General features: G+C 43.9%; 14 protein-coding genes. 5 read left to right on the top strand and 9 right to left on the bottom strand.

Annotation, left to right across the window (positions count from 1 at the left end):
* From WAE59_RS11875 to WAE59_RS11855, 5 genes are read right to left on the bottom strand one after another with little or no spacing between them, the layout of a single operon-like run.
* A complete protein-coding gene (locus WAE59_RS11875) occupies positions 1 to 1,458 on the bottom strand; it encodes a phytoene desaturase family protein (RefSeq protein ID WP_337856177.1) in 1,458 nt (485 codons plus the stop codon).
* 40 nt (positions 1,459 to 1,498) lie between these two features.
* Positions 1,499 to 2,944, bottom strand: a complete 1,446-nt coding sequence (locus WAE59_RS11870) for a hypothetical protein (RefSeq protein WP_337856176.1) — start codon at positions 2,942 to 2,944, stop codon at positions 1,499 to 1,501.
* Positions 2,945 to 2,959: 15 nt separating this feature from the next.
* Positions 2,960 to 4,321 carry a DoxX family protein gene (locus tag WAE59_RS11865; RefSeq protein ID WP_337856175.1) on the bottom strand — a complete coding sequence of 454 codons (1,362 nt, stop codon included), beginning with the start codon at positions 4,319 to 4,321 and terminating at the stop codon, positions 2,960 to 2,962.
* A gap of 11 nt (positions 4,322 to 4,332) precedes the next feature.
* Complete coding sequence (locus WAE59_RS11860) at positions 4,333 to 5,661, bottom strand: RagB/SusD family nutrient uptake outer membrane protein (RefSeq protein ID WP_337856174.1); 1,329 nt, start codon at positions 5,659 to 5,661, stop codon at positions 4,333 to 4,335.
* Positions 5,662 to 5,672: 11 nt separating this feature from the next.
* The gene (locus WAE59_RS11855; RefSeq protein ID WP_337856173.1) at positions 5,673 to 8,822 is read right to left on the bottom strand and encodes a SusC/RagA family TonB-linked outer membrane protein; all 3,150 of its coding nucleotides are present in this window, start codon (positions 8,820 to 8,822) and stop codon (positions 5,673 to 5,675) included.
* 363 nt (positions 8,823 to 9,185) lie between these two features.
* On the opposite strand from WAE59_RS11855, the gene WAE59_RS11850 reads away from it, so the two are divergent.
* On the top strand, positions 9,186 to 10,076 hold the full coding sequence (locus WAE59_RS11850; protein WP_337856172.1) for an aldo/keto reductase: 891 nt from the start codon (positions 9,186 to 9,188) through the stop codon (positions 10,074 to 10,076).
* A gap of 81 nt (positions 10,077 to 10,157) precedes the next feature.
* Here WAE59_RS11850 and WAE59_RS11845 read toward each other — a convergent pair whose 3' ends face one another.
* The 4 genes from WAE59_RS11845 to WAE59_RS11830 form a co-directional block, all read right to left on the bottom strand.
* Positions 10,158 to 11,429, bottom strand: a complete 1,272-nt coding sequence (locus WAE59_RS11845) for a metallophosphoesterase family protein (RefSeq protein WP_337856171.1) — start codon at positions 11,427 to 11,429, stop codon at positions 10,158 to 10,160.
* 5 nt (positions 11,430 to 11,434) lie between these two features.
* Positions 11,435 to 14,497: a TonB-dependent receptor gene (locus WAE59_RS11840; RefSeq protein ID WP_337856170.1), complete on the bottom strand. Its 3,063-nt coding sequence runs from the start codon at positions 14,495 to 14,497 to the stop codon at positions 11,435 to 11,437.
* A 201-nt stretch (positions 14,498 to 14,698) separates the two neighbouring features.
* Positions 14,699 to 15,688 (bottom strand): FecR family protein, encoded by a 990-nt coding sequence (locus WAE59_RS11835; protein ID WP_337856169.1) that lies wholly within the window; start codon positions 15,686 to 15,688, stop codon positions 14,699 to 14,701.
* Between the two features lie 63 nt (positions 15,689 to 15,751).
* Positions 15,752 to 16,318 (bottom strand): sigma-70 family RNA polymerase sigma factor, encoded by a 567-nt coding sequence (locus WAE59_RS11830; RefSeq protein ID WP_337856168.1) that lies wholly within the window; start codon positions 16,316 to 16,318, stop codon positions 15,752 to 15,754.
* Positions 16,319 to 16,485: 167 nt separating this feature from the next.
* On the opposite strand from WAE59_RS11830, the gene WAE59_RS11825 reads away from it, so the two are divergent.
* The 4 genes from WAE59_RS11825 (at position 16,486) to WAE59_RS11810 (ending at position 22,983) form a co-directional block, all read left to right on the top strand.
* Positions 16,486 to 17,466 (top strand): glycoside hydrolase family 43 protein, encoded by a 981-nt coding sequence (locus WAE59_RS11825; RefSeq protein ID WP_337856167.1) that lies wholly within the window; start codon positions 16,486 to 16,488, stop codon positions 17,464 to 17,466.
* A gap of 4 nt (positions 17,467 to 17,470) precedes the next feature.
* On the top strand, positions 17,471 to 18,049 hold the full coding sequence (locus WAE59_RS11820) for an RNA polymerase sigma factor (protein ID WP_337856166.1): 579 nt from the start codon (positions 17,471 to 17,473) through the stop codon (positions 18,047 to 18,049).
* A 129-nt stretch (positions 18,050 to 18,178) separates the two neighbouring features.
* Entirely contained in the window at positions 18,179 to 19,348 is a 1,170-nt protein-coding gene (locus WAE59_RS11815) for a FecR family protein (RefSeq protein ID WP_337856165.1), read from the top strand.
* Between the two features lie 254 nt (positions 19,349 to 19,602).
* Positions 19,603 to 22,983, top strand: a complete 3,381-nt coding sequence (locus WAE59_RS11810; protein WP_337856164.1) for a SusC/RagA family TonB-linked outer membrane protein — start codon at positions 19,603 to 19,605, stop codon at positions 22,981 to 22,983.
* Positions 22,984 to 22,987 lie beyond the last annotated feature (4 nt).

Below are 22,987 nucleotides of genomic sequence, written 5' to 3'. Positions count from 1 at the left end.
TTATAGGATTTGTTTGATTTGTGTTTCTATAGAAAAAATGTCCTTCAATGCCCGTTTGGCAGCATGGTAGCCGCACATACCATGCACTCCACCACCCGGAGGAGTAGAAGAAGAACAGATATACAAGCCTTTGGCTGAGGTACGGTAGGGTGAAGTTCTGAGTGCCGGTCTGGTAAAAATTTGTCCAAGATCAATTACCCCTCCATTGATATCGCCACCAATGTAATTCGGATTGTATTCTTCTACCTGGGCGGTATTCATGGTATGTTTTCCGATGATGAGGTCACGGAAACCCGGAGCGAAACGCTCCACCTGACGTTCAATGATATCGGTCATGTCTTTGGTAGAACCGTTGGGCACATGACAATAGGCCCATGCCGTATGCTTGCCTTCAGGTGCCCGGGTATCGTCGAACAAACTCTGCTGGGCAAGCAGTACAAACGGATTTTCAGCATGTTGCCCCTTCCAGCATTGACGTTCAGATAAAGAGATCTCTTCGAGCGTATTACCCAGATGAACCGTGCCTGCCCTTCTGGCCTCCGGAGCAGTAAATGGAACCTGTCCGTCCAAAGCCCAATCGACCTTAAATACACCCATACCATATCGGTAGCGTTCCAATTGCCATTTATAGATGGAAGAGAATTTATGTCCGGCAATCTGCAGCAATTGTTTGGGCGTCACATCGAACAATACCGTTTTTGCCGCCGGCAATTCTGCTAGAGATTTTACATACCTGCCAGTCTCAATCCTTCCCCCAAGAGAGAGAAAATATGAGCTGAGGGCATTGGCAATTTCCTGGGAACCGCCCAATGGAATGGGCCATCCTTTAACGTGGGCGGCGGTCATCAGAACAAGACCGATGGCGGAAGTAGTCAGGTTACTCAAGGGTTGTATGGAATGCGCAGCCATTCCTGCCCAAAGCCCTTTGGCTTCCCTGGTTTCGAATCTTCTTGCGAGAAAAGATGCAGAACTGAGTGCTTTCAGTCCAAATTTTGCCATAGCGATGGGATGTTTTGGGAAGCTCAATGGCCCCAGTACATCGGCTGCAATATTGGGCCAGTCGCGCACAACCGGCTCGATGAGCTTGAGGTAGGCCTCCTTGTCCCTGCCCAACAAGGTCGCAGTTTCTGTAATAGAACTGCCCAGCACTGCCGCTGTACCACCATCAAAGGGGTGAGCAGCAGCCAGTTCAGGGAAAGTATAGTGCAGTCCATGATCTGCAAGTGGTAAAGTATTGAAGAAAGGCGAACCCAGGGCCAATGGATGGATAGCCGAACATACGTCATGCACGAATCCGGGCAGGGTCAGCTCCGCAGAGCGCAGACCACCTCCAATCTCTCCTTTTCCTTCTATAAGTAGTACAGAAAGGCCTTCCTGCTGCATCGTAATGGCGGCCGCTAAGCCATTGGGGCCGGAACCTATCACTATCGCATCGTATTCAGTCTTTGTATTGTTCATTTCTCAGCAGCTGCAAATGTGAAGATATGGATATTTGATTTTAATAGGCTTTAATATTGCTATTTCTACCTTCCACTAAGGGGTATTTTTTATTTATGCGGTACAGTACGACGGAAATGGAATCCTGAAATTCGTTGGTTCCTTTTAAAATAATCCGGCCATCAGCGGGTCTGCTGTAATGCAGTACCTGAGTCTCGTCCTTATGGTTCTTGTTTTTATTTTGCAGGTACAGTATCTTTTTCAAAGTATCTGCATTGTAGAAGAAATACCTGCGTTCGCCTGCCATACCCCCTACTTCCCATCGGGTAACCCCCAGATCGCGGTTTTTCTTGAGCTTTTGCAATTCATCAGAATCCTGGGTGTTTACCTGGTTCAGCTTATTGTTCTTTTTGTCGTTTTTTACCCTAAGCGGTGAGTAACCGATCATCCTGTCGGCAATAGCTCCCCGGTTGGTCTTATAACTTAAGGAAGACCATTGTTCGAAGGTCGCATCCTGCCAGCGGATGGAATCCTGAGGGCTATAAGGAATCAGCTTTCCATTAAGTTTGAATTCCTCCACGTTGTAATAACCTTTGGCTCCTACCAGGCCCGGAGTGCTTGGGATGTTGTAATTGTTTCCAAAGAAAAAACCATAGGCCCATAGACCCGCAGCTACAGGTACAAAGAGAAAGTTGAAGGTCCATTTGAGGCCGAAAGCCAGTTTACGCTGCCAGTCTTCTGAGATTACAGGTTGGTAGCGGTAGGGTTGGATGTCCTGTTCATTGACCAGCAGGTTCCAGATCTTCGGCAGATCGTACCATACGATAAATATGCCAATGATGGCAAAATAAGCTGCGGGAACAGCTACCCCGGCATCATAGGCGTGATTGGCAATACAGATATTGAAAGTAACCACTGCCGCAAGGGCCGCACCCAATGGCGAAGTTTTGCGGTTGAGCAAAAGGAGTCCGGGTATGATCTCTGCAAAGCCCAGAAAGACTGTGTACCAAAAAGACACACCTACATGCGACCAATACAATTTCTTCTCTGCCATATCAATAAATGGCGTATTGAGCATCCCTACTGTTGGGAACACCATCTGCATGGGAAAAGCCTTCTTTAAACCCCAACCCACCATACCATAAGCCAGGCGATAACGGGCCAGTACCCTGATCCAGTAGTATAACTTTTCGTATTGAGTAGATTTGCGGTCCAGTACGGTCCAGATGAGTCCGCCTACGACTGCGCCGGCAAACAGCAGGATCAGGTTGATGTAATTCAGCAGTCCGAAAACCCCTTCTTCTGATTCAATGGTCACAAACTGTGGTGGCCAGAAAGCCACAATCGCCTGAAAATCATGATAAGTAATCTTGCCCCAGCGCAAACTAAAAAGCTCTTCATAGAATTTGGGATACGTGGGAATACAGAGAAAGAGCAGGTATAAAAATGCGATCCTGAAGGCAACCTTCTGTGATTTCGTCCAGGTTTTTGTATCAAATGTAGTCATAGCAATTGCTTTGGATTAGATTTTAACCGGCTTGCGGCGGCCTTCAAACATCATGTACTTTTTATTGATCCTGCTGAGCACGACGTGGATAGAATCCTGTCTTTCATTGGTGCCGGAAAGCAGGATCGTAGAATCATTTGGCCTTTCATACTTCAATTGCATCCGTTCAGTCCGGTGGTTTTTATTTTTGTTCTGAAGGGACAGGGTATGCTTCAGAGTATCTGCTTCATAATAGAAGTAATGCCGGCCAGCGAAACCTGCCAGTTCGTAGTTCCGGTCGATGTCTTTTTCATGAACTGCTTCCCCACTGGAGAAGTCGATCTTTACAGGACGGTTTTGCCTGATCGTAAGGGTCGACCATTTTTCGAAGATCACATCCTGCCAGCGGTTGGGGTCTGTCTTGGAGTAAGGGATGGTGTCTTTATTGAGTACAAATTCCCTGACCTGGTAATAACCGTAAGCTTTGTCAAGCCCGGGAGTATGTGGAATTTTATAAGGGTCATTGGTATAATTATCAAAAGCCTTGTACGCGAAGATCAGGACAAACAGCAAAAAGGCTGCTTTGGCCAGCAGACGCAAGCGCCGGGCTTTAGCATTAAAGCTGTAGCTGAATTTATTGGCCCTGGCGGGAACTTCCCTGACCAGCAGATCATACAAGCGGGGAATATCATAAGCGAACAAAAAGGCAGCCAGGAGGACAATAAAGGTACTTAAGACCGCTTCGCCGATGGCGTAAAATCCATTGGCTACAGCCACATTTCCCAGGAAGCCAAAGATCAGGCCTACGCCAAAGGTGACGGTCCTGCGGTTGAACAAAAGAAAAGCGGCCAGAATTTCTACAAAGCCAAGGAAGGATTCATATTTCGGAGCGATGCCTACGGTTTGAAAGTAGATTTTCCAGGCAAAGTAATCACCGTAATTCGTCAGCAAATTACTGAGTGAAGGATAAGGCATCTGCAAGGGGAAAAATTTGATGAAGCCATAGGTAATCAGTACAAAAGCCAGACGGTAGCGAACCAAAACCCTGAGCCAGTAATACAAAACTGTATACTCCCTGCGTTGTGCATCTAACCTGGCCCAGACCACAGTGCCAATGGCCGCAAGCAGGGCAAACAGGAGCCAATTGGCAAAACTGCCGATGTACCAGCTGTCCAGCGTTTCCTCACTAAAGAACTGTGGCTGGTATTTGCTCAATTCGAAAAGGTCATGGAAGTGCAGCTGCAGCCAGTTGATGGAAAGCAGCTTGTGGTAAAATTTCCAGTCGACCGGTACGATCTGAATGATCAGGAAGATAAAGAAAAACCGAAAGAGGTTTTTCTCGTAACCTTTCCATTCCCGGAAAGGCTGCTGAGTTTTTGAATGACTATTTTCGTTCATGATCAATGTTTTTAATTCTTACCATATCCCGGATTTTGCACCAGGGAGGGATCGGCAAGGATTTCTCCAGCCGGGATGGGGAATATGTATTTGTTGGGATCGCTCAGGTTGAATACCGCCGCGGCCCGGCCAGTACGCACGATATCAAACCAACGGAAAGGCTCAAGGGCAAACTCTACGCGCCTTTCGTTTTCTATCGCGAGTAAAATATCTTCTTTACTGAGTGTATTGGACAATGCAGGCACATTGGCGCGTGTGCGCACTGCATTGAGGTCATCTATAGCACCCTGCAGATCCGGACTGGTTTTCAGTATCCTTGCTTCTGCGCGGATCAGGTGGATCTCCGCAGTTCGGATGAGGTAGCCAGCTGAAGTATTGGTGGGATAAATACCGCCGATAAACTGTCCTGCTGAATTTCTCACAGAAAGCAGTTTGCGGTCGCCCCCCACATTCGGATCATTGAGGAGGTTGTGAATTGCCGGCTTCGGCTCCAAAGCTCTGTTGCTCGTATTCCATTGCGCGTAACCTGCGTTCACATCATTGACACTATAAGAAAGTTCCAATATAGATTCTGTGGTTCCAGCAGCCAGGGCAAAGGGCTTGATCAGTTTGTAAGCAGTATTGGAGAGGACAATATTGGCATCAGCCTCAGCTTCCGTATACTTTTTAGTGTATAGATATAGTCTTGCGCGTAGTGCGTTGACGGTAGATTTGCTGACGCGGTTCCGCAACACTGTCGTTTGAAGCAAGGGTTCTGCTTTATTCAGGTCGTCGAGTACCTGGGCATAGACCTGTGCGGCTGTGCTTTGCTTGACACCCAGTTTATCAGCGACCACCTTGGTCGGACTCAAAAAGAGTTGCACATTACCAAAGGTGCGTGCCAAGTCGAAATAAGAGATTGCCCGGATGAAGTAGGCTTCACCCAGCAATTGGTCCCTTTGCGCAAGCGTCAATTTGATATCGGTCACTCCAGGAAGCTTTTCTATGATATGGTTACTGCGATTGATGGTATTGTAAAAATTGCCCCAATAGGTGGACAGAAAAGCAATATCGGATCGCAGGTCGTAATTGATCACGTTCAGATCGGTTTGGGCATTATTGAGTGATTTGATGTCTCCGCCCGATTGCAGGATCGTGTTTTGAAAACCCGCACCATAGTTGAGGCTGGCGAGTGCTCTGTAGGCGCCCCTTACCGCAGCTTCTGCGGAAGACTTATCATAGATGGTATTGTCGTCGGGAATGGTGTCATAAGGCCTTTCCTCCAGAAATTTCTTGCAGGAACTGGAAGATATACTGACAAACAGTACCAGCACCAAGAGTATTTTATGTTGAATATTCATGATCGTAAAAATTAGAATGTGATGTTTGCACCAAACTGAATTCCCCTGGGTTGTGGCGGGGTGGCAGTATCCAGGCCATCCAGATTTTGTCCCGAACTACCGGAACTTTCCGGGTCTGCCCCGGTATATTTGGTGGTGATCCAAAGATTGGTACCCAAGGCATACAAACGTACTTTGTTCAGTCCGGCTTTAGAAGTAATGGATTTGGGCAAAGTATAGCCGATACTGGCAGTCTTGAGCCTGATGAAAGAACCATCTTCCAGATAGCGACTGTTTTGCTCAATGTTGTAATTATTTCCGACACTGGTTACACGGGGGGTGTTGGTGAAGTCTCCCTCCTTCTGCCATCTGTTGAGCTGACTGGCAAGAATAGATCTTGAAGCATCCCTGGTGCCTCCACCTTCCAGGATGTATTTATTGAAGTTGAATAATTTATTTCCCGATTGGAAGGAAAAGAACAGTCCTGCATCAAATCCTTTGTAAGAAAAGTTATTGGAGAAACCGCCGAAAAAATCAGGGATCAGATTGCCCATCAGCTGTCTGTCGGCGGTAGTCACCGTTGTTCCCGTACTTCCATCAGCACGCTGAAATATGGCATCCCCTGTTTTTGGATCTACATAGAGCTGTTTATATAGCCAGAAGCTCCCCAATGGAGCCCCCTCCTCTGTTCTTCGGTATTCCCGGGCTTCAAAAGTGATCGGGCTTACCAGTTTTTCGGCACGGTTGACGTTGCGTGCTATATTGAAGTTAGCCGTCCATTCAAAATCTTTTGATTTGATGACATTGCCGGTGATACCCAGCTCAATCCCTTTGTTGCTGACCTCCCCTGCATTGGCCAGGGTGCTGGCATATCCGGTGGACTGTGGTACCGGCAGGTAAAGTAAGGCATCTGTGGTATATTTATAATACGCATCAAAATTGATGAAAAGCCGGTCTTTAAATAAGCCCAGATCGATACCTGCGTTATAAGTAGTAGTCCTTTCCCATTTCAGATCCGGGTTTTCGAGTTGGGCAGGTGCTACTCCAGGTTTAGGTCCGCTGCTCAGGTTATCCGGGTAGGCCGCTGAGCCTGACCATAAACCCAGTGCCGCGTAATCATTGATCCCATTTTGGTTACCCGCCGAACCTGCGCTGAATCTTAATTTCAATTCAGAGATACTTTCCACATTTTTCAGAAAGGCCTCCTCTTTGATGCGCCATGAAGCGCCTATACCTGGAAAATAGCCCCAGCGATTATTGGCGCCGAATTTACTGGAACCATCTGCCCTCAATACCGCTTCTAAGAAATACTTACTATCGAGGCTATAATTTAAACGGCCAAAGAAGGAAGCAAGGGTCGACTTAGATCTGCGCTGGTCGGCGGTCCTGACTGAAGCTGCCGAGATTTGCTGAAAGGAATTGTTTGGAAATCCTTGTCCAACTGCCTGCGCGATCTGGACATCCGTACTTTGGATGCTGTTCCCTAAGAGTGCGGTGATGTTTTGCCTTGCATTGATGGCTGTGGTATAAGTTAGGATCTGCTCATTTTGAAATATGGTGCTGGTGGTGTGCACATCCTTACGGTAGCCCAGTGGATTTGGTGCACCTCCAATAATGGTTTGATCATTGAAAAACTCCCTCTCATCATAAGTATTGTAATCCAATCCAACTGAAGACTTGAACTTCAGTCCGGGAATGATATCGACCTCCACCGACTGGTTGCCGATATAGCGGATACTGGTGGTGGAGATATTGGTAATGTCGGTATTGGTCAGGTTGTCGATGTTCTCATAAATAGAGCCCCGTGCCGGAGTGCCGTCTGCATTGAGCAAAGGCAGATAGGTTGGGTGGTGCAATGCGGCCAGTAAATGCCCGGCCTGTTGACCTGCCCCGCCCCTCACCTGCTGTCTGAAAGTGCGGTAGGCACCGTTGCTGGAACTGAGGGTCACTTTATCACTCAATTTACTGTCGAGGTTCAACTTAAAACTTGCCCTCTGGAAATCAGCAGGTTTAAGAATACCTTCCTGATCGGTGAAGCCTGCGCCAATGTTGTAACGGATCTTCTCACTGCCACCCTGGATGCCGAAATCGTAGTTACTGACCTGTGCGGTGCGGAATACCCTTTCCAGGCGGTCATAAGTCTGTTGGTCTTCCGGATTACCACGCCCTGCGACACCATTGATGACTTCAGTGACCGGGCGGAAGGGGCGATTGGCAAAAGTCTGGTTCAGGCTAGGCTTATCTATACCCGAATTGATCCATTGTTCATTGACCAAAGCGGCGTGCTCAGGTCCGGTAGTTAATTTCCAAAGCCGGTCCGGATCGGCTTTCTGCCAGCCATGTGAGATCTCCAGGTTGTATCTGGTTCTGCCAAAGTTGTACGTACCCCGCTTTGTGGTCACGAGAATAACGCCATTGGCACCCCTTGAACCGTAAATGGCAATGGCACTCGCATCTTTCAGTACTTCTATACTTTCTATATCTGCCGGATTGATATCTGCTAGTGGTGAGGTCCTTTTTCCGCCCAGATCCAGGGTTGATAATGAATTGTTGTTCACGAATACCCCATCGATCACATACAAAGGTTCATTGCTGGCGTTGATGGAAGCCGTACCACGGACCTGTACTTTTACCCCCTCGCCAGGTGAACCCGAATAGGTATTGACCTGTACTCCTGCTGCACGTCCTTGTAACTGGGCATCAAAGCTGGCTACCGGAACCTGTTTCGTCTCCGCCGCACTGATTTTTGCTACTGCTCCCACAACGCTTTTGCGGGTTTGTGTCCCGTACCCTACAATCAGTACATCATTTAGCTGACTGGATACTTCCTTTAAGCGGATAACGATGGGACTACCATTGGCTACAACATCTTTCTTTTCGTAAGCAAGGTGTCTGATCTCTAAAGTATAGGGGAATTTTTGTCCCGTTACAAAATCGAACCTGCCGTCGCTGCTCGTCTGCACGGAGTGTGTAGTACCGGTGATATGGACCGTGACACCAGGAATGCCCTGATTGGTCACTGAGTCGATCACCTGTCCTTTTAAAGTGGAATTGATCAGGGGCTGCGTCTGGGCCAGTGTATGTTGTGGTATGAGGATCCATACCGGGACACTGCTGCTCAACAACAGTGTCATTTTTAATAAGGCATAAGCATAGCGCCTAACCTTTTTAAAATTTTGCATAACTTTAAAAAGTTTTAATGATTAATAATCGAATGGTTAAAACTGTCGGCATTTCAGTAAGTGATTGGCGTTGCGTACTGGAAGCCTGAATAAAGGCAGGGATCTGATCCCTGTCTTTATTGTATATTTTAAATCATAGCGGAATGGCTATTGCATGGTGCAGCAACAACAGTGGATGACGATTTTCATCTCATTAGAAATTACGGGAGCGTATTTCTTTTTCTGGTGTAAAGTTCTTTTCATTTTAAACTCAAGTTGGTCATTGGTTAACAAATGTAATGGCTATTTCCCTAAAAACAAACTAAATCTATCAAATTAGTAGATATTAGTTAAGAATCATAAATATTCATTAAATTTGGGTCTATGCAAAAGATATACATGGGGGATGCGGGCCCTAAAGTTTCACCTGCAGTTTATGGCTTCTACAGATGGGACGATGTAGCCAATACGGAACGTACCTTACGACAAATTGTAGATTTATGCCTGGAACTGGGCATCAACACTTTCGAACACAGCGATCACTATGGCAATTTCAAATGTGAAGAGCTTTTTGGAAAGCTGCTGCAGGAAGGTGTGGTAAAGCGCTCAGATGTAGTATTATTCACCAAATGCGGACTCCGGGTTCCTCATGCTGAAAATCCTGGCGTCAGGATCAAACATTATGATACCTCTGCCAGTCACATTACTGAAAGTGTGGAGCGGTCATTAAAGAAATTAAAAACTGACTATATTGATATTTTCCTGCTGGATAAGCTGGATCCGATTTCTAATCTGGAAGAGACAGCTTTGGTATTGGAGCAATTGAAAGAGTCTGGGAAAATCAAGAACATCGGCGTGGCCAATTTTTCAGTTTTTCAGCACCAATTGCTGGCAGCTTACCTCAACAAGCCTATAGTGACCAATCACATCGAGTTCAACCTGCTGAATACACAGGCACTTGAGAACGGACAGATCGATTACATTAAGCAGCGTTATATGCGTCCACTGGCTTATGCACCATTGGCAGAAGGCAGAATTGCCGAGGGTACAGATACCCAGGCTGTCAAAGTAAGGGCAAAACTGGAAGAACTGGGAGAGAAATATGGCGTAGATATTGAATCATTGGCCATTGCCTGGTTACATAAACTTGGCGCGCTTCCACTGATCGGAACAAGGAATGAGCAGCGCATCCGGAATATCGCCAATGCCTTTTCGGTCGATTTAGATCACCAGGATTGGTACGACATTTACAATGTCTCGCTAGAGAACAGGTAACAAAAAACCGTCATTTCGAAGGAGGAGAAATCCTACATTTAAGTAAAACAAGAGATTTCTCCTCCCTTAAAATGACAGTTTTTACTTTTTCTTCTTTGTCAGATCAGTAAAAACAGCTGCTTTATCTTTGGAAACTTTCTTCAATTTAAAAGCATCAAAAACTTCACCTGAAGCTTTGTAGGCAGTATAAGTCAGGTTTTCTCCATCGACGGAAATGATCTGAAACAGTTGGGTATTCTCTGTAAAAATATCCATCCATTTCGGAGTTACATCCACTTTGTACATTTTTGGTCCTGCCACCGAAACGACATACATTGGCCCGCCTACCCTTCCGGAAACTCCCGTTCCCAAATTTTGACCGCGGCTGTAAGTATGGTCGTGTCCCTGCATCAATATATCGACATGGTACTTATCGAACAAAGGTTTGAACAGTTCCCGGAACTCCTTATTATCCCGTCCTTTGGCCGTAGAATAAATGGGATGGTGATAGGTGATCATCGTCCATTGTTTCGGATTGTTTTTCAAAACCTCTTCCAGCCAGGCGGCCTGGGTTTTCAGGGAATTGGAATCCAAAACGATCATCTGGGAATTTAAGGAAATCAAGCGGACATTCGCATAGTCGATGTAATACACCGATTCCTCCAAACCCTTGGGGCCATTTTCCGGCAGGGTATATTGTTCCCTCCAATGCGGATCCAGGGTAAGCACTTTCTGCTCATCTCTGAAATACTCGTGGTTACCAGAGGATGGAATGCTGGGGATCATGCCATTAATAAAACCGCCACCAAAATGCCATTCGCCCCATTCGCTATCATTGTTGGAACGGTTGATCAGATCACCGGCATGTACGATGAAACGCGCGTCGCCATGCGTAGCAAAGGCCTTACGGATCACCCTGGACCATTTTGACCTGATATCGTTCTGTGCATCGCCCAAATAGATGAAGGAAAAAGGTTTAGCCGTAGCAGGACCTGTCCTGAACTGGAACCATTCACTCCAATTAGTTCCATCACCTACCCTATAGGTATACAACTGATCAGGCTGCAGACCGGTAAAAGTGACACTATGGTAATTTGCAGCCTCATATTCCTTTCCTTTTAGATTGGATGTTGTGGCATTGTATTCTTTGGCCTCCGGCTTGTCGAGTTTTGGTGAACTGTCCTCAACCAAAATTTGCGCCACTGCTCTGGTCACGGTACTGTCGGTTCTCCAGGTCACAGACTGCGTGGTTGAGGGATCTGCCGACCATGTCAGGATGATCCTGTCGGGAAAAGCGCCAGCCTTGAAGGACTGGGCTTTTACCGCTTGGATCATCATTAAAAAAGAGAGCGCTGCTAAAGAGAATAATTTCATCGTAATTAGTTAAATGGATTGTATTTGAAACCCAGATTTCCCCAGGTTGAGAAATATTTATGGTCATTTGGACGGCCATCGCCATAATCCAAAATCGTCTGTGCGTTGTTGATGTTGCTTATGCCCATAAATACGGTGAACTTTTTGTTGATTTTCTGTGAGGCAGAAAAATCCAATTGCATTCTACCTTTTTCCATCAGGTCATCTTTTTGCTCAGCCGCCAGTTCGCTAATGAAGGTCTCATAAAAGTTTAAAGATATTCGACCTGAGAAGCCATATTTTTCATAGGAAAGGGAAGCATTCCCCACTTTTGGACGCATAGAAGGAAGACGAACGGTACGGTCGCTCACAATACCCGGCACTTTGAATTTTGATTGGATTTGAGTGAAGTTACCATAGATACCGAAACCATTCAGAAAACCAGGAAGGAAAGTCAACTGTTGCTGCCATGCAATCTCGTATCCGTATACCCGCGCCTTTGCACCGTTTACAGTTTGGGTAACCTGGTAGCCATCGAACTGACCGCCTTGCTGCGCATAAATGCTTGAATAGATATAATCTTCGATCTCTTTGTAGAATACGCCACCCGAGATCAGACCCAGAGATTTCAGGTAATGTTCGAATAAGAAATCATAATTTGTAGAGGTACTCTGGTCCAGGTCAGGATTACCAATTTTCATGCGCTTTCTGCGCGGTTCAACCTCTTGCCATGGAACAAGATCATAGTAACCCGGACGGGAAAGCGAGCGTGTAGCTGCAGCTCTTAGGTTTGTCCGGGAGTCAATAGCATATTTTAAATTCAAACTTGGATAGAAGCCATCAAATGCAGACTTCACAGCAACTTTATTGGTGCTTACGTATTTCCCTGCATTGTCGAAATTCACAATATTCCCATCATATTCAAATCCGGTGCGCTCATAACGTAAGCCAGTAATGATGTCCAATTTATCCAGAGTTAACTTACCCATTACGTAACCTGCACCCATAGTCTCGCTACCTCTGTAAGAGTCCGGATCTGTGTTTTGACGCACATAGGTTTCATCTTGACTAAATAACGACCTGTTGGCTTGATAATATTCTTCCATCAGGTAACCATTGGCAATGGCTCCCGAGAGATCATATTTGCCATTGAAGTAGCCTTTTCTGGAATAACCAGACAAGAACTTATCCATAGAAACACTGTTTCCCGGTTGCAAAGTATACTGAAAGTAGTTACGGGTGTGTGAATCTTCTTTGTACTTATACCGTCCGCCAAATTTCAACATGAACTTGTTTTTGGCACTCAGGTCAAAGGTACGCTGTACGTTAAATGATCCCTGACCATCTTTATCATGTGCAAACTGATGCCTGTTTACATAAGAAGAAGTTTTAAAGTTAGCAGGATTGGACGGATCGCCATTGGTAAAATTAAGCTGAGGGGCACGCGGGTCAGTAATGTCCAGACCGGCAGTAAGGCCACCATAAGTAAAATAACCATCATAATAGATCGGCTGATCGTAAAGCCCGCTTGAATAAGTAAGGTCTATGTTGGCGATCCAGTTGTTGAAATTGGTTTTACCACCCAGGGAAACGCTGAAAAGGTCACGGTGATAATCACGCGGCGAACCAGCTGAACCAATAGTCACACCAGTTACATTACTTTCATCTGTATAGCCACCTATGCTGTAGCTTTTAGTACCACGGGTCTGTAACTCGTAGAACTTATTGTAGTTCGTGCGAACGTACAACTGGCTTTTCTCATTAGGAAAAAAGCTAAGTTCCCCTTGCAAGCCAATATTTTCACGGTGTAAATCTGTCCCTTCCAATTCCAGATTGGATAGGCGAATCTGATCTGCACCATTTATTTTGTAGGTACCGTAATCTTTTTGCACACGGTCTTCACCTCTATAGGTATTGCTATAATTTACACCCGCAAGGTAAGCCCATTTATTTTGGCGCTGGCCAAAGTTTACAGCACCATCGAAATTCTGTTTACCTAACAGGAAGTTGTTTCCAAATGAACCTTTTACCTGCATCTGTTTCATACCCACTTTTGGGGTTTTGGAAATGATGTTTACAGAACCAGAAGTACCATCAGCTTCCATATCCGGTGTTAGTGTCTTATTGACTTCAATCGCCTCAACTGTAGAAGAAAGGATACCATTTAAATCGATATCGCGGGAGTTGGTTTGTGTGGATGGCAAACGGTTGCCGTTTAAAGTCACAGAACCCATGCTCTGATCTAATCCGCGGATGATGATATTTCTCGGCAATCCATAACTATAATCCATGGCAATACCCGGAACCCGCTGCATGGCCTCGCCCACAGTTGCGTCAGGGAAGCGTTCGATCTGTTCTTCGGAAAGTACGTACTTGATGTTATCTGCATTGCGCATGTTACTTAAGGCTACAGCTTCCCCCCTTCTGATTCCGCTGATGGTGATGCCCTTCATATCATTACTCTGGCTTTCCAGTTTCAGATCGGCAGTCAGGGTTTTATCGTCCACAACTGTCAACTCAAACTCAGCGCCTGTGTAGCCGATGTAACTTACTTTCAACGTAAGTTTCCCTGCTTTCAGGTTGCTGAAGATAAAATAACCGTTCACATCAGTGATCGTTTTTTGGTTACTGCCTTTAATGATTACAGTGGCATAAGGAAGGGTTTGATTATTGGCTTTGTCTTTTACATAACCAACAATAGAACCTGGCTTCACTGCTGCACGCAGTGGAACTGGCGCTTTCTTGAGCACCACCATCATTCCTTCCTCAACCATCATCAATTGGTGACTTTTCAACAATGGGCTAAGTATACTTCTAGCAGATTTCGCACGGTCTGCAATTGTCACCCGGGCGCTGATCAGTTCCTTATTGGTATAAACAAAACTCACACCCGTTTGCTTTTCGATCTCCTTCAGAAAATCAGTGAAGGCCAGGTTCTTCACCTGTATGCTTATACTTTTGTCCAATCCGTTCTGGCCTTTTACCGAAGCATGGACCATATTGAGAAAGAGTGCGGTGATGATACTGAATATTAAGCTAGTGCGCATAATCATCTGGACGAGACCTTTGGTCTCATTTAGTTTTTTCATTTTTAATAATTGTTGTTCAAATACAGCCAGTTCCTCTTTACTTATTCACCTTTTTTATTGATAAGCTCGTGAGGCTTCACTACATTTGAATGTTTAAATTTCTTGGATTTAAATAATTTAACATTAGCCGGAAGGTGGCCGCCAACCGGTTAAGAAAGGACCGTTTTCTCAAGAGAACGGTTTTTTTATGCGTATCAGATTTTACATACAATTTCCTCCTTTAAGATAAATGGTGTCTGCTATTTGCTTTGAACTGATGTTCATAGAGATATTTAATGTTTTGAGTACCACAGATAAAGGCTGCTTATTGAAACGGGCGCTAAGTTTGCAGGCATTGTAATTTTGATTTCCAGACTCAATCTTCACTTTATATTTTCGGGAAAGCATGGCAAATACTTCCGGCATAGGTGTTTGCTCAAAGATCAACTCCCCCGTTGTCCAGGAGTCGACATCTGCGACATTGATTTTATGCTTAGTGAACTTCCCTTCTTTATAGCTAAGCTGATCACTTGGCAAGAGCATCAGGGCTTCGGTATTTGAGCCTGTTGCCTGTACGCCTACTTTACCTGTGTTTACCGAAACCTGACTTTCCGATTCAGTCGGGTATGCCCTGACGTTGAAACTTGTCCCATATACAGTTGTGCTGAGCGCACCGCTATTTACGACAAAGGGTTGCCGACTGTCGTGTTTCACTTCGAAATAGGCTTCCCCGCGCAGCTTTATCAAACGTAGCTTCTCTCCGGTAAAGTCCTTAAGAAAACGAATCTCTGTTTCAGCATTTAGCCATACCCTTGAACTGTCGGGCAGTCTCAATTCAAGAACCTGACCGGCTTCTGCCTTTCTTACCACCCATTCTTCCTTTTGGTTTTGTGTCCGTGCTCCAAAAAAATAAAACGCTATAAACAATAAGGCACCAATTAAGGTTGCCGCCATCCCGTATTTCCAGAAGACTACTGGTTTTACTGGATTTAGATCTGGAGTAACTTCCAGGTTCAGGTTCAGTCTTCCCGGATCAGTTTCTACCGTTTCCGGGGGGACCATAGCGGTTAACTCCCATAGCATCCGGGCTTCATGATATTGCTGTAGGTGACGCTCATCTGACGACAGCCAATCATCGAGCAATTGCCTTGATGCTGCTGTTTCCGTATTGGTCAACCTTTTGATGATGTACGTCCAAATTATATCTTCCATATCCTGTAATCTGCTTACCAAATGAAAGACACATTTGATGGCAGGAAATACGGGCCGCTTAAGTTAAGCTTCGGTTAAGTTTGCATCAATTAAATGTTTGGCCCGTGCATGGATGAATTCCATGCTTTTTGCCAGATGATCTTCCACAGTGCGCACAGAAATCTGCAGGAGTTCTGCAATCTCCGCATAACTAAAGCCTTCTAACCGGTACAACCTGAAGACCAGCTGACGCCGTTGCGGAAGTTCTGCGATCACACGTTGCAAAAACTGGAGCTTGTCTGACTCATTGGAAGTCGCGCCTTCTTGCATGGAAAGGTCTGAAAGGTCCCGGAGCTCATCTTCCACCACATACGACAATGGAACGTTACCCTGCTTACGCAGGTAATTAAGAGAAGCATTTTTTACAGCCCTGAACAAATAACCCTTTAAGTTATCAGGCTTATGCTTGCTGAACCAGAGCTGAACAAATAAGTCATTTACAATACTTCGGGAAGCTTCATGGTCGCGCACGTAATATTCGGAATACCTTTGCAGCAAAGCATTCCAGTGCTTATAGATCAGTTCGAACTGTGATAAATCCAGTTGATCCAATGTAATTTCAGTAAAATCCGAATCCCTTTTTGAAGACATGATATTGATCACAAAGCTGCCGAATGCATGTAAATCCTACATTAATTGAATATTACCATACCAAGTCTGGTGTAAGCGAAACAGGGCTAAATCGCTTTTTCTTTGCAAGAAAGATGACAATACGTTATCTTGGATGCGGATATTCAAACACACAAATACATCTCAAAATGAAGAAACGCATCCTTTTACTTTGCTTTCCGCTACTTTCACTGTCCGCTTTTGCGCAGACCAATACGGAAAAAACCACATCGGGAAATCCTATTTTTCCCGGCTGGTACGCCGATCCAGAAGCTCAGATTTTTGGAAAAGAATATTGGGTATACCCGACCTACTCAGCCAGGTATGAAGAGCAAATTTTCATGGATGCTTTTAGCTCCAAGGATCTGGTCAACTGGACAAAACATCCCAACATCCTGAAAAAAGAAGATGTTAAATGGGCAAATAAAGCCATGTGGGCACCTTCCATTACAAAAAAAGGCAGCAAGTACTACCTTTTCTTTGGTGCCAATGACATCCAAAGTGACAAGGAACTTGGGGGAATCGGCGTAGCGGTGTCTAAAAAACCCTATGGCCCTTTCAAAGATCACATTGGCAAACCGCTGATCGACAAATTTCATAACAAAGCACAGCCAATAGACCAATATGTATTTAAGGACAAAGACGGTCAATATTATTTATACTATGGTGGCTGGTCGCATTGCAACGTTGCCAAACTGAGCAAGGACTTTAAAAGTATTGTCCCTATGCCTGATGGGAGCTTGTTTAAGGAAATCACGCCGAAAGGTTATGTAGAAGGTCCCTTTATGTTTATACGTGATGGCAAATACTATTTCATGTGGTCAGAAGGTGGATGGACAGGACCAGATTATTCTGTAGCTTATGCTATTGCTGATTCGCCAATGGGCCCCTTCACGCGTATTGATAAAATTTTGCAGCAAGACCCAGCAATAGCGAGAGGTGCCGGACACCACTCTGTAATTCAAAATCCAAATACCAAGGAGTATTATATTGTCTATCACCGCAGGCCACTGGGCGAAACCAACGGAAACCACAGGGTAACCTGCATTGATAAAATGGAATTTGATGAGAACGGACACATTAAGCCCGTTAAAATTACTTTTGAAGGTGTGAAGGCAAATCCTTTGTAAACACATGGAGCAAGAAGGCCATCTTATCCCTGCAGACACAGAACTATTGCTCCGACTGGGCAATGGGGATAAACATGCCTTTGATATTTTATACAATCGCTATTGGAAGCAGGTTTTCAACGCAGCCTATAAACGTTTAGGGGATCGTGAACAGGCTCAGGATATTGCCCAGGATGTGTTCATTCAGCTTTGGACCAGGGCTTCCAAAGCACCTATAGACAACCTTTCTGGTTACCTGATGGTGGCTACCCGGAACGGGGTCTTTAAAAAAATGGAAAAAGAGGCAAAATATTCTGCCTTACCTGAATCAGTACATCAGATGGAAAGCGCTACAGGTGCCGATTCTGGTGTACTGCACCAGGAATTTCTCTTTGCATTTCAAGCGCTGATAGAGACGCTGCCCCCGCAGCAGCGCCTGATCTTTAAAATGCGCTTTGAAGAAGAGCTCAATAGTCATCAGATTGCCGAAAAACTGGAAATATCTGTAAAAACTGTAAGAAATCAGTTGGGAAAAGCACTCGCTACGCTCAGATCATCACTATTATTGATCCACGTACTCTTATTTCTATACGAGGGACGCTAATCACCAAATCAACAGTCTAACACAAGGCTTTTTCCAATAAAAAACAAGATTCAAGAATAAAAATAAAAATATTTTCATTCCGTGTGGGCTATTTTAAAAATTCTGACTCCTATATATATAAACCGAACCATGAAAGACCAATACAAACAATATTTTCTTGAAATCCTGAAGAAATATCGGCTAGGTAATGCAAGCAGGGAAGAAATCAGCTTCCTTGAAAAATACTATGAACTTTTTGAGACGAGTGAAGAAATCTTACTGAGTGAAGAAGAGTCTGATCAACTGAAAGCCGGTATTAGAGATAACATATACAAAGAAATTAACATCGGAAATGATCCTTCAAAACCTTTCGTTTTTAAGTGGAGCTGGTTGAAATATGCAGCGGCAGCATCTGTAGTGATGATGCTTTCCTTTACACTTTACCTGCTTTTAAATCCACGGAATAAACAAGAAGTTAAGATCGCAAAGCAGGATGTCGAACCAGGTGGCAACAAAGCCATACTAACACTTGCCAATGGGGAGAGAATTACGCTGGATGACGCAGCGAGAGGACAGATCAGCTCCCAATCGGGAATCAGTATTACGAAAACTGCTGATGGGCAGATTGTTTATCAAGTAGCCGAAAATATTGGGGCATTTGAAGAAAACAACATGAATACCATTTCTACACCTAATGGCGGACAATATACAATTGTATTGTCAGATGGCAGCAAGGTAAAATTGAATGCAGCTTCTTCGCTTAGTTTTCCGAGTTCTTTTACAGGTGATGCCAGGGAAGTCAGCCTGAATGGAGAAGCTTACTTCGAGGTAGCAAAAAAGGAAAGCCAACGCTTTAAAGTACAATCGGGGCTACAAACGATCGAAGTCTTGGGAACGCATTTCAATATAGACGCCTATCCAGATGAGAATGAGATCAAAACTACCCTTCTGGAAGGATCTGTAAAAGTATCTACGAGCAATGCATCTACAACAATAAGACCGGGGCAACAAGCTGTGATTAATCGTAATGATCTCACTACCATTTCCAAACAGGACGTAGATATTGATAAAGCAGTTTCCTGGATAAATGACCTTTTCACCTTCCAGGGCGATGATTTAAAATCTGTAATGCGTGAGGTGTCACGCTGGTACAATGTAAGTACAATATACTCTGGTGATATACCTGACAAGAAATTTTACGGAGAGATTTCCAGAAAAAGCAAGCTGTCTGAAGTATTCAAAATCCTGGAACTAAACAAAGTACAGTTCGAAATAAAAGATAGAACCGTTAAAGTTTCATATAATGAAGATCAACCCTAGTTTAACATATCAACTAACCGAACCATTCACCAAAAAACCAAACACATGATCAAACAGTTACACCATTAAGACTTAAGATTTAAGGAAAAAGACCGAAAGTATCTCACCCCTTTCGGCCAAAAAATTGTCAACAGCCAGATGTTCAAGCCAGGCTGTTATTTATTCAATAATTCTAATCCAAAAGTATGAAATTAACTTTTCTTTACAAGCCCGTATGCGAAATACGGAAGGTAAAGTACAAACTCCTTATAGTGATGAAATTAACTGCTATTTTATTACTGATCGGCGCCATGCATTTATCGGCTGCTACCTATTCACAAAAAGTAAGTGTTTCCAGAAGAAACGCTACTCTTGAAACTGTTTTTCAAGATATCAAAAAACAGACCGGGTATTTGTTTTTCTATAGTGGTGATGTAAATGTAAACCGTGAAAAGCTCAATGTTGAATTAAAAAATGTAGGGCTTGAAGAGGCCTTAAAAATCACGTTGGAAAAACAGAACCTGACGTACAACATCGTGAACAATACGATCGTGATTAGGAATGCGCTCCCTTTAACCGGTCAAAACTTCGCTATCGTAACGGGTAAAGTGACTGACGCAAAGACTGGTCAACCAATACCGGGGGTATCCATTTATCTGAAAGCAAATAAGAACATTCGAACTCAAAGTAATGAAAATGGCGAGTATACAATCAACGCTATTGCAAGCGACGTCATCGTTTTCAGTTTCATAGGTTATGCATCAAAAGAAATGCCCGTTGGCAACAAAAAAGCGATAAATATCAGTTTAGAGGAAGAAGTAAACCAGATGAATGACGTTGTGATCACTGGTTATCAGACAATCAAAAAAGAAAGTTATACAGGAAATGCAGTGACCGTGAAGGGGGATGATTTGAAAAGAACCAATCCTCAAAACGTACTGAAAGCAATTCAGACTTTTGACCCTTCCTTTAGATTGATGGACAACAATTTGGCGGGTTCTGATCCTAATGCTATGCCTAGAATCAATGTCCGCGGTGCAACTGCCCTTCCAGGTATGCCTCAAAATAAAGATGACGTATTAGATAGAAATAACTTATCAAGCTCTTTCAATCTACCAGCCTTCATTATGGATGGCTTTGAAGTATCCTTGCAAAAAGTTGTCGATTTGGATATCAACCGCATTGAGTCGATTACAATTTTGAAAGATGCTGCGGCAACTGCAGTATATGGTTCAAGGGCAGCCAATGGTGTAATGGTCATTACAACCAAAGCGCCAGTTTCAGGTAAACTGCAATTGTTTTACAATAGCGAGTTGACGCTATCGGCTCCAGACTTATCAGATTATCATGTGCTTGATGCAAAAGATAAGATGCGTTACGAGCAAATGGCTGGATTATACCGTACAGGTACTCCAGGTGTTGGGGCATCTAATCAAGAATTGTTAGATCAAGATTTGTTCAACAAACTTAAGAGTGTAGCGAGCGGTGTAAATACTTATTGGCTATCGCAACCTTTGAGAAATGCTTATGCCCAAAGACAGACCTTAAATGTACAAGGTGGGGATCAAAGTTTTAGATATGGAATTGACCTTCGTTACCAAACCCAGCCAGGAGTAATGAAAGGTGTGACGAGAGACAGATATAGCGGAGGTATGGATTTTACTTACATGCCATCAAAAAAGCTCATATTCAGAAACAATCTTTCACTAAACCAGACCAAGGGCGAAAACTCTCCTTATGGCAGTTTTTCTACCTATGCATTGATGAATCCATATTACCCAAAAGCAGACAGTTTAGGAAGGGTAGTACAGGAATTGGCTAGCTGGAGAGTAGACAGGATGTACAATGATCCTACTAAAGGACAATTTAGAACTGCATATGTTTTCAACCCACTATTTGAAGCTAGCTTAAACAATTTTAGTACGGATAGCTACCTTGAACTCATTGATGCATTTTCGGTGGATTATAAATTATCTGAGAGCTTCCGCCTACGAGGATTAGCTAGTTTTAACCAAACCACAATGAAATCGGATCGCTTTGTATCTCCACTAAGCAGTAATTTCTATGCAACAGAAACAGACAAGCTAAACAATAGAGGCTCATACGATTACAATACAACAAATCAGTTTGGGATCGACGGGAATATAACCTTAAGCTACAATAAACAGCTTGGAGAGAATTTCTTCAATCTAGTTCTAGGTGGTAACATTATTGCCAGAAGATCAGATTACAAATCTGTTTCCGCTCAAGGCTTCTCTAATGACAACTTCACCAACATCGGATTTGCACGTATTTATAAAGAAAATTCCGCTCCGGGAGGAAATGTATTGATCCAGCGAACACTAGGTTCATTTTTTTCAGGGAACTATTCTTACAAGAATAAATTTCTAGCAGATGCTTCCTTTAGATTAGATGGTTCCTCCTCATTTGGATCTAATAGACGCTTTGCTCCATTCTGGGCCGCTGGATTAGGATATAATTTACACAACGAAGAGTTCTTAAAAGACTCCAGAATCGTAAGTCAACTACGTTTAAAAGCGAGTACAGGACAACTGGGATCTGTAGGGTTTGAGCCATACATGTCTCGTTCCATGTATCAATATCAAACAGGAAACTGGTATTCGACAGGTGTAGGTGCTACACTTCTTGGTTACGGTAATAATAATCTGGAATGGCAAAAAACAACGACCTACGACGCAGGAATAGATTTAGGGTTATTGAAAGACAGAATTGTGATTTCCCCACGCTATTACTACAAATTGACCAAAGGGCTAATCACAGACATTACGCTTGCTCCATCAACCGGTTTTACCACTTATAAGGAAAACCTTGGAGACATGGCCAATAAAGGATTTGAGGTTTACCTAACTGCGAATGCGTTTAGGAATAATGATTGGAATGTAAATGTTACCGGTAATGCTGCACATAATACCAATACACTCGTAAAACTTTCCAACTCCTTACAAGCATTCAATAACAAAATCAATGATATACAGAATGATCCAAGTAATAATCCGGAAGGAGAATTGGGTCTTGCAACGATGCCTATAGTCAGGTATACTGAAGGTCAGTCTTTATATACCATTTATGGTGTAAAATCACTAGGAATAGACCCAGAGAATGGCAAGGAAATCTATGTAAAAAAAGACGGTAGCCTCACTTACAACTACGACATACGAGATACACAACCAATTGGAGACAACACCCCTAAATTGGCTGGTAACTTAGGAAGTAATGTGAGCTATAAGGGCTTTATGCTTAGCTTTAGTCTTTATTATAGATTTGGAGGTCAAAGCTACAACCAGACATTGGTAGATAGGATCGAAAATGCTGATCCACGCTTCAATGTAGACAGCAGGGCACTCTCACAAAGATGGGTTAACCCAGGCGACAAAGCCATGTACAAAAACATTACCGATCTAAATCCAACTCGTGTGAGTTCAAGGTTTGTGCAAAAGGAAAACCTGATTGAATTACAGTCTATTTATCTGGCTTATGATTTTAAAAAGAACTTCATTAAAAGAGCAGGACTGCAAACATTGCGGGCGACTACTACCATGAATGACATTTTTAGATCATCCACTGTTGGCATAGAGCGAGGAATTGATTCACCATTTGCGAGGAACGTAACGTTTGGTTTACAAGCTACATTTTAAAAAT

The sequence above is a fragment of the Pedobacter sp. GR22-6 genome (assembly GCF_037402555.1).
In the GTDB taxonomy this organism is placed as follows: Bacteria; Bacteroidota; Bacteroidia; order Sphingobacteriales; family Sphingobacteriaceae; genus Pedobacter.
Note: the sequence above shows the minus strand (reverse complement) of the source record. Positions and strands in the feature narration are given on the sequence as shown.

Bases quoted from the DNA above. Each gene is read 5' to 3' on its own strand.
- WAE59_RS11825 (WP_337856167.1), top strand. From the start codon at position 16,486: ATGAAGAAACGCATCCTTTTACTTTGCTTTCCGCTACTTTCACTGTCC.
- WAE59_RS11815 (WP_337856165.1), top strand. From the start codon at position 18,179: ATGAAAGACCAATACAAACAATATTTTCTTGAAATCCTGAAGAAATAT.
- WAE59_RS11860 (WP_337856174.1), bottom strand. From the start codon at position 5,661: ATGAATATTCAACATAAAATACTCTTGGTGCTGGTACTGTTTGTCAGT.
- WAE59_RS11810 (WP_337856164.1), top strand. From the start codon at position 19,603: ATGAAATTAACTGCTATTTTATTACTGATCGGCGCCATGCATTTATCG.
- WAE59_RS11820 (WP_337856166.1), top strand. From the start codon at position 17,471: ATGGAGCAAGAAGGCCATCTTATCCCTGCAGACACAGAACTATTGCTC.
- WAE59_RS11865 (WP_337856175.1), bottom strand. From the start codon at position 4,321: ATGAACGAAAATAGTCATTCAAAAACTCAGCAGCCTTTCCGGGAATGG.
- WAE59_RS11855 (WP_337856173.1), bottom strand. From the start codon at position 8,822: ATGCAAAATTTTAAAAAGGTTAGGCGCTATGCTTATGCCTTATTAAAA.
- WAE59_RS11835 (WP_337856169.1), bottom strand. From the start codon at position 15,688: ATGGAAGATATAATTTGGACGTACATCATCAAAAGGTTGACCAATACG.
- WAE59_RS11840 (WP_337856170.1), bottom strand. From the start codon at position 14,497: ATGAAAAAACTAAATGAGACCAAAGGTCTCGTCCAGATGATTATGCGC.
- WAE59_RS11875 (WP_337856177.1), bottom strand. From the start codon at position 1,458: ATGAACAATACAAAGACTGAATACGATGCGATAGTGATAGGTTCCGGC.
- WAE59_RS11830 (WP_337856168.1), bottom strand. From the start codon at position 16,318: ATGTCTTCAAAAAGGGATTCGGATTTTACTGAAATTACATTGGATCAA.
- WAE59_RS11850 (WP_337856172.1), top strand. From the start codon at position 9,186: ATGCAAAAGATATACATGGGGGATGCGGGCCCTAAAGTTTCACCTGCA.
- WAE59_RS11870 (WP_337856176.1), bottom strand. From the start codon at position 2,944: ATGACTACATTTGATACAAAAACCTGGACGAAATCACAGAAGGTTGCC.
- WAE59_RS11845 (WP_337856171.1), bottom strand. From the start codon at position 11,429: ATGAAATTATTCTCTTTAGCAGCGCTCTCTTTTTTAATGATGATCCAA.